This is a genomic window from Eudoraea sp. (assembly GCF_039969275.1).
In the GTDB taxonomy this organism is placed as follows: domain Bacteria; phylum Bacteroidota; class Bacteroidia; order Flavobacteriales; family Flavobacteriaceae; genus Eudoraea.
In genome coordinates, this window is record NZ_JBDVOC010000015.1 from 87,621 (window position 1) to 101,102 (window position 13,482).

General features: G+C 37.3%; 11 protein-coding genes. 3 read left to right on the forward strand and 8 right to left on the reverse strand.

Annotation, left to right across the window (positions count from 1 at the left end; genetic code table 11):
* Positions 1-24: 24 nt before the first annotated feature.
* From ABJH90_RS14430 to ABJH90_RS14445, 4 genes are all read right to left on the reverse strand, one after another.
* A complete protein-coding gene (locus tag ABJH90_RS14430; protein ID WP_348140550.1) occupies positions 25-1,161 on the reverse strand; it encodes a Gfo/Idh/MocA family oxidoreductase in 1,137 nt (378 codons plus the stop codon).
* A gap of 128 nt (positions 1,162-1,289) precedes the next feature.
* Positions 1,290-2,519, reverse strand: a complete 1,230-nt coding sequence (locus tag ABJH90_RS14435; protein WP_348140552.1) for a nucleoside permease — start codon at positions 2,517-2,519, stop codon at positions 1,290-1,292.
* An 11-nt stretch (positions 2,520-2,530) separates the two neighbouring features.
* A complete protein-coding gene (locus tag ABJH90_RS14440) occupies positions 2,531-2,974 on the reverse strand; it encodes a DinB family protein (RefSeq protein ID WP_348140554.1) in 444 nt (147 codons plus the stop codon).
* A 16-nt stretch (positions 2,975-2,990) separates the two neighbouring features.
* Positions 2,991-3,995 carry a sugar phosphate isomerase/epimerase family protein gene (locus ABJH90_RS14445; protein WP_348140556.1) on the reverse strand — a complete coding sequence of 335 codons (1,005 nt, stop codon included), beginning with the start codon at positions 3,993-3,995 and terminating at the stop codon, positions 2,991-2,993.
* Between the two features lie 236 nt (positions 3,996-4,231).
* Here ABJH90_RS14445 and ABJH90_RS14450 point away from each other — a divergent pair, with 236 nt between their 5' ends.
* The 3 genes from ABJH90_RS14450 to ABJH90_RS14460 all read left to right on the forward strand — a co-directional run bounded on the left by ABJH90_RS14450 (position 4,232) and on the right by ABJH90_RS14460 (position 7,527).
* Complete coding sequence (locus tag ABJH90_RS14450; protein WP_348140558.1) at positions 4,232-5,950, forward strand: GMC family oxidoreductase; 1,719 nt, start codon at positions 4,232-4,234, stop codon at positions 5,948-5,950.
* Complete coding sequence (locus ABJH90_RS14455) at positions 5,950-6,597, forward strand: gluconate 2-dehydrogenase subunit 3 family protein (RefSeq protein ID WP_348140560.1); 648 nt, start codon at positions 5,950-5,952, stop codon at positions 6,595-6,597. The genes ABJH90_RS14450 and ABJH90_RS14455 overlap by 1 nt, the downstream gene beginning before the upstream one ends.
* A gap of 63 nt (positions 6,598-6,660) precedes the next feature.
* Positions 6,661-7,527, forward strand: coding sequence for a TIM barrel protein (locus ABJH90_RS14460; RefSeq protein ID WP_348140998.1), 867 nt, complete (start codon positions 6,661-6,663; stop codon positions 7,525-7,527).
* A 594-nt stretch (positions 7,528-8,121) separates the two neighbouring features.
* On the opposite strand, the gene ABJH90_RS14465 is transcribed toward ABJH90_RS14460, so the two are convergent.
* The 4 genes from ABJH90_RS14465 to ABJH90_RS14480 form a co-directional block, all read right to left on the reverse strand.
* Positions 8,122-10,599: a ribonucleoside-diphosphate reductase subunit alpha gene (locus tag ABJH90_RS14465; protein ID WP_348140562.1), complete on the reverse strand. Its 2,478-nt coding sequence runs from the start codon at positions 10,597-10,599 to the stop codon at positions 8,122-8,124.
* A gap of 115 nt (positions 10,600-10,714) precedes the next feature.
* Positions 10,715-11,701 (reverse strand): ribonucleotide-diphosphate reductase subunit beta, encoded by a 987-nt coding sequence (locus tag ABJH90_RS14470; RefSeq protein ID WP_348140564.1) that lies wholly within the window; start codon positions 11,699-11,701, stop codon positions 10,715-10,717.
* 836 nt (positions 11,702-12,537) lie between these two features.
* Entirely contained in the window at positions 12,538-13,086 is a 549-nt protein-coding gene (locus tag ABJH90_RS14475) for a hypothetical protein (protein WP_348140565.1), read from the reverse strand.
* A 19-nt stretch (positions 13,087-13,105) separates the two neighbouring features.
* The gene (locus ABJH90_RS14480; protein WP_348140567.1) at positions 13,106-13,279 is read right to left on the reverse strand and encodes a hypothetical protein; all 174 of its coding nucleotides are present in this window, start codon (positions 13,277-13,279) and stop codon (positions 13,106-13,108) included.
* Between the last annotated feature and the right edge of the window lie 203 nt (positions 13,280-13,482).

A 13,482-nucleotide genomic window follows, 5' to 3' on the forward strand; every position in this document is an offset into this window, starting at 1 on the left:
AGCTATATTATGGTGTAGTAATGATTATTCCATATTCACCCAAACATTACCCTCTTTATTAGATTCAACAGTGGCTTCAATAAAATTTAACCCCCGAACACCATCTAACATAGTTGGGAATTCGCCATCATTATAATCTTCTCCACGAATAGCCCGGGCAGCTCCTAAATAAATATTAGCCATAGAATCGAAAATTCCTTCAGGATGTCCTGGTGGTAATTTTGTTCCATCAAGAGATAGCTTAGAATTATATTCATGACCCGGCTTATATATTTGGGTTGGTTCTGTATCACTCAACTTATAGAGAAAATTAGGTCTTTCCTGTTCCCATACAAAAGCGGCTTTATCACCATAAATTCTAATTGCCAATCCGTTTTCTTCACCAGTGGCAACCTGACTTCCCCTAATGACACCCTTAACATGTTCTCCCATCCGCAATAATACAGTACCGTCTACATCCATTTTGTTATCATCATAGAGGTAATTGAAATCAGACAAAAGAGAGTTTACTCTTAAACCTGTAGTGTATTCAATAAGATTAAAAGCATGCACTCCTATGTCTCCCATACATGAGCTTATTCCTGCCTTTTTTGGATCCAGTCTCCAGACAGTTGAGCGTTTTTCTTTGTCGTGGATAATGGTATTAATCCATCCCTGATAGTATCTGGCATCCACTTTATGAATCTTGCCTAAAGCCCCTTCCTTGATCATCTCACGCATTTGACGCACCATAGGATAGCCTGTGTATGTATGTGTTACAGCAAAAACCGTCCCCGCCTTTTTATGAGCCTCCTGTAAAATTTTTGCTTCTTCCAAAGTAGTCGTCATTGGTTTTTCGCAGATCACATTAAATCCGTTGTCCAATAGTTTCTTAGCCATTGGAAAATGCAGGAAATTTGGCGTAAGAATCGAACAAACCTGTATTCTTTCTTCTTTAGGCAGTTTTAATTCCTCCTCAATAAGGGTGTCAAAATCCTTATAGATCCTATTTGTTGGAACATCAATTTCTTTTGCAAATTCCATGTTCAATTCAAAAACGGGATTAAAAACTGCGCCCACTATTTGGTAATTATCATTTATTTGTGAAGCTACTCTGTGTAATACCCCAATGAGAGAATCTCCTCCTCCGCCTATTATTCCTAATCTAATTTTTTTTGCCATTTTATTTTATCATTTTTATAGTTCTCAACTCCTTATTCACTATTAAACCTATATAAAACACACCATTTTCTCCGGAACCATAATATCTTGCATAAACCGATATAACTGGTTCAATTTATATAAAATATCTAAGATTTATAGGCAATTCTCTCGTTTTTAAACAAGAACGCAAACAATATAGAAACGCCAAGTGCAAATGCTGCAGGAAACATCCAGATCATTTCCCAATTATGTGAGACATCTTGCAGAGTAAAATAATCCGTTATTCTTCCCGCTATCCAGAAACCCATTAACATCCCAACTCCATACGTAGCCAGGGTAATCAATCCCTGGGCTGCACTTTTATATTTTGGCCCCGCTTTACTATCGGTATATATCTGACCGGACACAAAAAAGAAATCATAACAAATCCCATGTAAAGCAATCCCGAGAAGGAGAAGGAATGAAAATTCTCCGGCGCTTCCGTAAGCAAAACAGATATAGCGAACCGTCCATGCCAACATGGCTACAATCATTGTATTTTTAAAGCCAAACCTTTTAAAAAAGTATGGTAAAAGAAGTATAAACAGAATCTCTGATATTTGACCAATGGTCATTTTACCTGCCGGGTTTGAGACCCCAATTTCTCCCAGGAATTGTCCGGCATGCTGATAGTAAAATGCCAAAGGAATACAAATTAATACGGAAGCCAGAAAAAACACTAAAAAATTTCTGTCTTTCAAAAGGTTTAAGGCTTCCAAGCCAACAATATCCGCTATCCTAATTTTTCTTTTTCCTGTTATTGAAGGAGGTGTTTTTGGTAGTGTAAAACTAAAAAATCCCAATATACCGGATGCTACTGCAGTCATTAAGAAAGTATTTCTAAGATAGCCATTGGCTAAACCTTCCATAGAGTCCCAATGAAACAAATAACTAATAGCTAAACCAGCTGCAATCCAACCTAAGGTTCCAAAAACGCGAACAAAGGAGAACTGTTTTGCCGGGTTATCCATCTGATTAAAGGAAACTGAATTAACCAGGGCTAAGGTTGGCATGTACAATATCATGTAACCTAAAATATAAGGGTAAAACCCGCTAAAATTTGTTGCATTAGCCATCTGAACCATTAAAATTGCCCCAATAAGATGAAGTACTCCTAAAATCTTTTCTGCATTAAAATAGCGATCTGCAATGAGTCCGATAATAAATGGAGCAATAATTGCACCCCAGGATTGTGTAGAATAAGCCATGGCAATTTCAGGATCACTTGCCTCCAAACTATTAGGTAAATAAATACCCATAGTAACATACCAACTACCCCAAATAAAAAACTCCAAGAACATCATTACTGAAAGTTGAACCTGAATCTTTTTATTCATTAAGTTTTCCGCTAGCGTTTATAAAAAATATAGTCCAATGAGAGAGGTTCCAGTTCATTATCCCTAAAATTCATTGCCATTTGAGACCTGTGATGTGTAGAATGGTTTATAATATGAAATAATATATCCTGTAAGGTACTTGTGAAAAGCCTTCCTTCTTCATTATCAAAGTCTATCCTTACTTCAAAATCTGTTGCATTCGTGGTTATTTCAAAAGAACTTCGCTGGTTTTCGTAATGAATATCCCCCCAATTTTTAATAGGGTGAATCTGCCAAATCTTATAATCAGCAGGTTTTCCAAGAATTCTTGCGTTCCATATATTATGTGCATTAAGGATATGGCTGAATAACAATATGCTTTTCTCCGGGACCTTATCGAGCTTAATGCACTCCTCGATAAGCTTTTTATTGCAATAAAAATTGTAATCAAAAAGTTGATTAAAAAAAACTTTCATAGGCCATTATGAATGGTTAGGTAACTTCTTTAGATGCTTTAAGCAGTAAATCTCTTGTGGCTATTATCCCTTCTTCTTCGGTTAATTCACTTCCCTCGTATTCCACACCAACATAACCCGTATAACCTGCATCCTTAACAATTTGCAGCATATGAACATAGTCTATTTCAGTCTCATTTCCATTTGCATCAAAATCGTGTGATTTAGCGCTAACTGCCTTGGCATGCACCATTAGTTCCTTTACTCCTTTATAAATATCGTAATTCTCTGCACAGCCAGCAGTGTAATCTTTAGGGTCTTTTCTTTTTATACAGAAATTACCAAAATCAGGTAAGGTGCCACAATTTGACATATTAACCTTGGTCATCACCTCCGTTAGCATAGCGGCATTTGATGAAAGTCCTCCGTGATTTTCCACAAGTATATTTATATTTTTAGTCTTTGCATATGTCGAAAGCTGGGAAAGACCGTCAATTGAATTGGCTTTCCATTCAATTGGATCGGTGCTCCCCGCGAGATTTACTCTAATTGAGTGGCAACCCATAGAGGCGGCAGCATCAACCCACTTATAATGATTTTCAACAGCTTTTTTACGTTCTTCGGGGTCAGAAGTTGCCAGGTCTCCTTGTCCATCGATCATTATCAAGACATTCTTTAAACCGTGTTTTTCAGCTTCTGCGTTAGATTTATCAACAAAAGATTGCATAGCCTCCTTTGAATAATTAGCAGGCTTTAACTCTTTGTCATATAGCTGGCTTACATACTCCAATCCTTCAAATCCCCAATTCTTTGCTTTTGCAGCAAAAGTATAGGGATCAACACCGTCATTATGGATCATGTTGTGAATAGACCATTGTGCCAGGGATAATTTAAAAAAAGGGGCTGTGGTCTTGAAGGCATCTTTTTCAACATTATCTTCTTCTTTTACAACTTTCTTTTCATCCTTGCAGGAATAAATTCCAAGTAGAGAAAAGCCTATACCGGCCTGGGTGCTGTTTCTAATGAATCTTCTTCTTTTCATAAGTCCTTTTATTTTGGATAGCTAACAGTTTTTAGTATCCTTTGGTTAGTACTATTTTTAATATGAAATTCAATAGTTTGATTCGTAATAACTGTTGATCAACCCGTATTGAATAAACTTTTTTATATTCTCAGCTCACATAGTTTTTTAATGCAGACTCCATGAGTTAATATGCCATTAAATGTAGAAAATTAATTTTATATTTGATACTTTTAGCGAGTAAACAATAGTACTAGATGAGTAAATTTTATTACAATGAAGAACAGGACTCGTATGATGCGATTGTTGTAGGAACTGGTATTAGCGGTGGTTGGGCAGCAAAAGAATTGTGTGAGAAAGGACTAAAGACACTGGTTCTGGAACGAGGGCGAATGGTGAAGCATCGTGAAGACTATCCTACCGCAAATATGGATACCTGGGACTTTCCAAATAACGGGGAACTGCCCCCGGAAGAAGCAGGGAAACAGTTAAAACAAGGGCGTACAGGATATACCGTTAAAGCTCAACATAATTTTTGGTTCGTCAATGACATAGAACATCCCTATAATGAAACTAAACGATTCGACTGGATGCGTGGCTACCACGTGGGTGGGAGATCGTTACTCTGGGGGCGGCATAGCTACCGCTGGAGTGATCTGGATTTTGAAGCTAATAAAAATGATGGCCTTGCCGTAGACTGGCCGGTCCGATATAAGGATATAGCACCTTGGTATAGTAAAGTTGAAACTTATATAGGAGTAACAGGGGAAAGTTTAGGACTTCCACAATTGCCAGACAGTGAGTTTGAGCCCATGATGGAACTGAACTGCATAGAACAACATGTACGTGAAGGGGTAGCCGATAATTTTGGAGGTCGTGTGATCACCGCTGGTCGAGTGGCCCATATTAATAGTGCTAAACAATTTGACGGGGACGGAAGAACCCGTTGTCAATTTAGAAACAGATGTATCCGGGGATGCCCTTTTGGCGCCTATTTTAGTAGTAACTCATCTACCTTACCGGCAGCAGAAGCCACTGGAAATATGACCCTAAGACCCGATTCTATTGTTCATGAAGTTATGTACGATCCTGATACCAAAAAAGCAACCGGCGTAAAAGTTATAGACAGGGTTACCAAAGAAACCTTTGAATTTAAGGCAAAGGTGATATTCCTCTGTGCATCTGCCATAGCATCCACATCAATTTTGATGCAATCAAAATCGGATCGGTTCCCCAACGGAATGGGCAATGATTCCGATCAGTTAGGCAGAAATATTATGGACCATCATCTGGGGGTAGGCGCCGCAGGAAAATATGATGGTTATGAGGACAAATTTTACAAGGGAAGAAAACCCAATGGTATCTATGTGCCGCGTTTCAGGAATATTGGCGGGGATTCTAATATGAAAGAATTTATACGCGGATATGGTTATCAGGGAAGTGGCAGCAGGGGTAATTGGGAAGATGCCGTTTCCGAATTATCGCATGGAAAAGACCTTAAAGAGGCTATCTTAAAACCAGGTGGCTGGACCTTTGGGATGGGTGGTTTTGGCGAAGTATTGCCCTATGAAGATAATCGTATGACACTAGATTATAACAAATTGGATGGTTGGGGATTGCCAACGGTAACATTTGATGCAGAGTTGAAAGAAAACGAGTTGAAGATGCGGGAAGACATGAAAGAACAGGCATATGAAATGCTAACAAAATCAGGGCTCCGAGACGTTAAAGCTTATGACAGGCAAGGGGCTCTTGGATTAGGTATCCACGAAATGGGAACTGCACGGATGGGTAGAGATCCCAAAACCTCCGTCCTTAATGGGTACAATCAGGTACATGACGTTAAAAATGTATATGTGACAGATGGGGCATTTATGACCTCAGCCTCCTGTGTAAACCCTTCATTGACTTATATGGCATTTACGGCAAGAGCTGCTAACCATGCTGCCGAACAACTTAAAAAAGGATTATTATAATGGATAGAAGAGTAGCGTTAAAAAATATGGGACTTGCCTTGGGTTATACAGTAGCTACCCCAACATTATTAGGCCTGGTTCAAGGATGTAAGGATACGAATACCATTGACTGGAAACCTGATTTTTTTACCAAAGAACAGGGAAACGTACTTTACAATTTAGTAGATATCATCCTCCCCAAAACGGATACGCCATCGGCCTCTGAAGTGAACGTACATGTATTCATAGATCGTTTTACGAACGAGGTAATGGAAGATGGACAACAAGCGATGATTAAAGTGTCTTTTGAAAAATTCATTGAGACGGCCTTAGAGGAATCCGGCAAAAAGAAAGTAAATGATTTAACTTCTGAAGACCTGGAACCCGTCTTAGTAGCTGCCCTGCAAATCAGGGAAGAAGATGAGATAAAGAATTCGGAACTGACTATTAAAAATACTTCGGCATTGGCTAAAGGAGAAAATGAGGCGTTGGCTGATGAAGTGGTCAGCTATTCCTTTTCAAAGAATCTACGCGATATGACGATTTGGGGCTATAAAACTTCTGAATACGTTGGAGAGGAAGTGCTTGCATACTTGCCAGTACCGGGAGAATATATCGGATGTGGTGATGTTAATGAACTCACAGGGGGAAAAGATTGGTCCCTATAACTTAACAAATTGAAAAGAAGAAGTTTTATAATTAAATCGGCTTGTGCTGCAAGTACCCTTTCCCTGACAGGGTTTTCTGCTTTAGGTTCTATTTCTAAAGCACCTTTAAAGCATGCCTTTCATCTGAAATATGCCCCACATCTTGGAATGTTTAAACATAGTGCTGGTGAAGACCCAATTGCACAACTTAATTTCATGGCAGAAGAGGGTTTCACTGCTTTTGAGGACAATGGAATGATGCAACGCTCGGTTGCTTTACAGGAAAAAATGGCCAATACCATGGCAGTCCGTAACATTGAAATGGGTGTTTTTGTAGCTCATAAAATTTATTGGACAGAACCAAATCTGGCATCAGGGGATAATGAGAAACGAGAAGAGTTCTTAGATTATATAAAGAAAGCCATTATTGTGGCCAAGCGTGTAAATGCGAAATGGATGACTGTAGTCCCCGGTCATGTGGATCTCAGATTATCCATGGGTTACCAAACAGCGAATGTCATTGAATCGCTTAAACAAGCCAGTGCCCTATTAGAGCCACATAATTTAACTATGGTCCTGGAACCATTGAATTTCAGAAACCACCCCGGCCTATTTCTTACAGGTTCTCCCCAGGCTTATGAAATCTGCAAGGCAGTAAATTCTCCCTCATGCAAAATACTTTTTGATATTTATCATCAACAAATCCAGGAAGGAAATCTGATCCCTAATATTGAGGCCTGCTGGGATGAAATTGCTTATTTTCAAATTGGGGATAACCCTGGTAGAAATGAACCTACTACGGGGGAAATAAATTATAAAAACGTTTTTAAATTCATTCATCAAAAAGGGTATAACGGGGTTATGGGGATGGAACACGGAAATTCTCTGCCCAATAAAGAAGGTGAATTAGCTGTCATAAATGCCTATAAAACGGTGGATGCTTTTATGTAAACTTCCCTGCTTTTTTGATATTTCCATAAGCTATACTTTTAGGGCAAGTCTCATTAATCCTATGAATATGTAAATTGGTTGCTATTTGGGAATGAAGTTGTTGATTTTAACATTTTTTATGTGTTTTTTTTTCAATTTGATAATCTGAATGCCATTTTAATGCGTATATAAGATTGTTAGAAGTTTTATTATTCCCCTAGCAATGGACAACTATTTTATCCTTTTAGTAATTTACACAGCATTGATTCTTATTTCGTACAATGTTGTGAGACCTATTTTCAAAAAATAGAATAAAAAACCTTTTTATTATTTTAAAACTAAGGTTTTATAGGAGTCCTTACCCCCAAATTTAAAATCTCTCATTGCATTAAATCTGTTATCTTGTTATCTAAACAGGTACTACTGACTGTTCTTAAACGGATAGTCGATTTATTCTGTATATAGGTAATTCCAATCCATAAAAAAACACCTGTTGATAGGTCTTAGAAATGGGGTAGACCTACCCGAGGTGTCTTTTAATCAATAAACACTATTTACACTATAACTGAAACGGTATAGTATACTCAGCCAATTGCATTTCAGTATAGGTTACGTTCATGAACCGCACATCAGACAATCATCATCTGCTTGTCCTTCCTTGGAGCGTGCGATCAATTCCTTCATTTCAGCTTGTGACATTGGTTCTACATCTGTTTCCTGTTGCTTTACAGGGGTGGTTTCAACCGGTAATATCACTGCAGCTTCTGGCGTTGCAGCGGCAACTTCCGCCTCCGCAGCTACGCTAATTGGGATCTCTTTTTTCTTGGTGTTATCCAGAGTAAACTTAATAGCATCTACCGCAGCCTTCGTGCGCAGGTAATACATTCCTGTTTTAAGACCACTCTTCCAGGCATAAAAATGCATAGAAGTAAGTTTTCCATAATTAGCATTCTCCATAAAGAGGTTTAAGGATTGGCTTTGGTCTATGAAATACCCTCGTTGCCTGGACATATCAATAATGTCTTTCATACTCAATTCCCAAACAGTTTTATAAAGCTCTTTAATATTCTCCGGAATATTATCAATATGTTGAATGGAACCATTGGCACGCATCAATTCCTGTTTGAGATTCTCATTCCATAATCCCAGTTTAACAAGATCCTCCAACAGATGCTTGTTCACCACAATAAATTCACCCGAAAGTACTCTTCGAGTATAAATATTAGACGTATAGGGTTCAAAGCATTCATTATTGCCCAAGATCTGTGAAGTAGAAGCTGTAGGCATTGGCGCAACTAAAAGAGAATTACGCACCCCGTGCTTTTCTATTTTCTTTCGCAAATTATCCCAATCCCATCTGCCGGATAATTCATCGTCATTAATACCCCAAAGGTTATGTTGAAATTGACCCTGGGAAATAGGTGATCCCTCATATGTTGAATAAGCTCCCTCCTCTTTTGCCTGTTCCATAGAAGCAGTAACGGCGGCATAGTAAAGAGTTTCAAAAATATCCTGATTTAGTTGCTTGGCTTCATCACTTGTAAAAGGTAAGCGTAACATTATAAAAGCATCTGCCAAACCCTGTACCCCCAAACCTATAGGCCGGTGGCGCATATTTGAATTTCTGGCCTCTTCAACCGGGTAATAGTTTCGATCTATTACTCTATTGAGGTTTTTGGTTACTCGTTTGGTAACTTTAAAGAGTTCCTTATGATCAAATTCCCCATTTTTTATAAACATTGGTAATGCAATAGATGCGAGATTACAAACCGCAACTTCATCAGGTGAAGTATATTCCAATATTTCTGTGCACAAATTGGAAGAACGGATTGTACCCAAATTCTTTTGATTGCTCTTCCTGTTCGCGGCATCTTTATACAACATATATGGGGTTCCGGTCTCTATCTGTGATTCCAGAATTTTCTCCCATAATTCACGTGCCCTGATAGTTTTTCGGCCTTTTCCTGCCGCTTCATAACCAGTGTATAATGTTTCAAATTCCTCACTGTGATTGGTGAATAAGCCAGGGCATTCATTAGGGCACATTAATGTCCATTCCGCATCGGCTTCCACTCTTTTCATAAAAAGATCAGGTACCCACATAGCATAGAAAAGGTCTCTTGCCCTCATTTCCTCTTTCCCGTGATTTTTTTTAAGGTCTAAAAAATCAAAAATATCCGCATGCCATGGTTCAACATATATTGCAAAACTCCCTTTGCGCTTTCCCCCTCCCTGATCAACATAACGGGCTGTATCGTTAAACACCTGCAACATGGGTACAATACCGTTAGATGTACCATTTGTTCCGGCAATATAAGATCCTGTTGCTCGTACATTGTGTATTGACAACCCTATACCACCCGCAGATTGAGAAATTTTAGCGGTCTGCTTCAGCGTATCATAAATACCATCTATACTGTCATCTTTCATTGCCAGTAAGAAACATGAAGACATTTGTGGCTTAGGAGTACCTGAATTGAATAATGTAGGAGTTGCATGTGTAAAGTACTTCTTAGACATGAGTTCATAAGTCTCTATTGCCGATTCCAAATCATTAAGATGAATACCTACGGCCACACGCATTAGCATATGTTGTGGTCTTTCTGCTATTTTCCCATTTAATTTTAGGAGGTAAGAGCGTTCCAGAGTTTTAAAGCCAAAATAATCATACCCAAAATCTCTATTGTAAATTATAGTTGAATCTAACTTATCGGCATTTTCAGAAATAACCTTAAAGACTTCATCAGATAATAAAGGGGCTTCTTTTCCGGTTCTGGGATTTACATATTCATATAAATCCTTCATTGTTTCATAAAAAGACTTTTTTGTGTTCTTATGTAAATTAGAGACAGAAATTCGGGCAGCCAATTTAGCGTAATCCGGGTGTGCTGTAGTTAATGTGGCTGCAATTTCCGCCGCCAGATTATCAAGTTCGGATGTGGTTACACCATCATATAGACCTTCAATTACCCTCATGGCAACTTTTACAGGATCTACCAGGTCGTTAAGACCATAACAAAGCTTACGTACTCTGGCCGTGATCTTATCGAACATCATCGGCTCTTTTCTTCCATCTCTTTTTACTACATACATGTGGTTCTAATTGTTTTAAGTGCTATGTTGGTTATTGAAAGCTTATATAAGCGAAATACTATTTAAATGATATAAAACCCTTGTGGAAATAGGGTAAAATTCGGTGTTCTATACTTTAGAAATCAGCATCGAAACTGATCTTTTGAGCATCTACGTCTTTATCTTTGTTAAGAACACCAGCCTTTTGATATTCGGAAACACGTTTCTCAAAGAAGTTGGTTTTCCCCTGCAGAGAAATCATATCCATAAAATCAAACGGATTGGTAGCGTTGTAAACCTTATCACATTCTAATTCAACCAATAACCTATCGGTTACAAATTCCAGATACTGCGTCATGAGTTTCGCATTCATGCCAATAAGGCTAACAGGAAGTGATTCAGTAATAAACTCCCGTTCAATATTTAAGGCATCTACAAGTATTTCTGTGATTCGTTTTTTTGGAACCTTATTAACCAGGTGTTTATTGTGAAGATGTACGGCATAATCACAATGCATTCCCTCATCTCTCGATATCAGTTCATTAGAGAAAGTAAGACCCGGCATTAAACCTCTCTTCTTTAACCAGAAGATAGAACAAAAAGCCCCGGAAAAAAAGATTCCTTCAACTGCCGCAAAAGCAATTAATCTCTCTGCAAAGCTTGGTGAATCAATCCATTTTAAAGCCCAATCTGCCTTTTTCTTTATGGCTGGAAAATTTTCTATTGCTTTAAACAAAATTCCTTTTTCCTTTTCATCTTTAACATAGGTATCTATCAATAAGGAATAAGTTTCAGAATGGATATTTTCCATCATAATCTGAAATCCATAAAAGAATTTAGCTTCCGAATATTGTACTTCATTCACAAAATTCTCCGCAAGATTTTCATTTACTATTCCATCTGAAGCTGCAAAAAATGCCAGGATATGCTTAATGAAATACTTCTCATCATCACTCAGTTTATTGTTCCAGTCTGTTAAGTCTTCGTGAAGATCTATCTCCTCTGCAGTCCAAAAACAAGCCTCACATTTTTTGTACCATTCCCACAAATCATGGTGTTGTATGGGAAATATCACAAATCTATCGTCGTTTTCCTGTAAAATGGGCTCAAGGGCTGCAGTCATGTTTTTTATTTTTATTAGTGTTAATGTAGGATGGAATTTCCTAAGTGTTGGGGCTAACAAAGATTCAAAAATGTTATCAAATTGTAAAGGAGGTTTTATTAAATACTACCCAAAGTTTTTAACACCGTATGTTGAAATCTAGGTTCGCCAGTGATGTTTGCTGCCTTTTTAGAAAAGTAAATTTTAGGAAAAAATTATGTCATTATGGGGCGGAAAAAATTAAACCAAAAAGTATAATAAAACATACTTCTTGGTTTATTAAATAAGTCAACTAAAACATTAATGATTTAATCCCTTGCTGTTAAGCTAACTACAAAAAATGAAGGGTTTTAATTTAGCTCAGAAGTAATTTGGTATTACTAATAGCTCATTTATACCATTGGCCCCTCGATATAAATATCTTTGTTGTAAAAATGAAAAGATTTTGCATTATCCAGCTTTTTTCAAAAAATTAAGCCTCCTGCTAGGACAATACAAGGTAAAAAGCAGACTAGCAAATTAATACTTACAAAAAATACCGCCAAACCGTACGACTCAATAGATGTTTAAAATTTAATTACCGCTTGGGTCTGCTGATCTAGGTAGTTCCCCCGAAACCTAAAAATCGAGCAAATTTCATGACCAACATGATTGGTATGGTTATCCAATTAGCAATTACATCTATGGTCCTGCATTTAAGCAGCGGTATTTCTATAAAGATATACCTACCTCGAGTCGTACATAATGGTTTGACAGTTTTATTAATACTTAAAAACTAAAACTGCTATTATTCTTCAATGAACTTAATTTCGATATGCAAATTTATTTCTATAAAATCAAATAATTAGCACCAAATGCTATTTTTTTAAGGCAATGAAATTACCTGTAATTTCAAAGCTCCCTTCATTAGGATTTTCAAAAACCACATCTATACTGCCTTTTAATTTTTTGTCATCAAGATTATCAATAGTAATGCTACCATTTTTTGTGAAAAATGGTAATTCCCCGAATTCATTTATGTTGGCAAAACCAAAAACCCCATCAAAATAATTAAGGAAACCTCCAATATTCTCAGAGATTTTATGCCGGCCATGGCCTATTTTCATTGATTGGTATTGTTTAGAAAGAAAAAATTCCAGTGAATGCCCGGGAACCTCCTGATTATCATTTAGGGTTAATTTTAAAATGGTATACTCTTTCCCTTTTGGAGAACACTTTTTTGTAGTTTCAAAATTTATTATCCCCTCAAGTTTTAACTGCCTTTCCCCCGCAATATTTAGCACATAACTGCCCGCTGCTAACATCTTCTTATCAGGCTTTTCTTCAATTGAACTACTGGAAGTGAAAATTAAGGCCAAAATAACCCATAGACCAAGCTTGAGGGATTTGATTACAATATGTGGCATGGTAGTTACTTTTATGTTTTTACTCCGTACATAATTCTGCTATTTCGGCCTGTTCTTCAGCCAAAAGATGATCAATATTATTTCCGGCAAGTGCAACCTCATCTACAAGTACTGAGCGTTCATTATTATCCGTTAAAACTGCAAGCAGTATAACTAAGATTAAAAGGGTGAAAAATATAACACATTTTTTCATTAGTGCTCTTTACTTTACAAGTGTGCAATAGTACTCGTTTATGAAATATTTACTAAAGCCAAAGTATGCGTTAACAAACAACCCACACAGTCAATTTGTATAATTGGTATGGAATTATGTATAAATTGCCTTACAAATACCATTTTTAAATAACTTTTTTTGACCTTTCTGTTGTGAATTTGTTATAAATCTAACATTCTGTT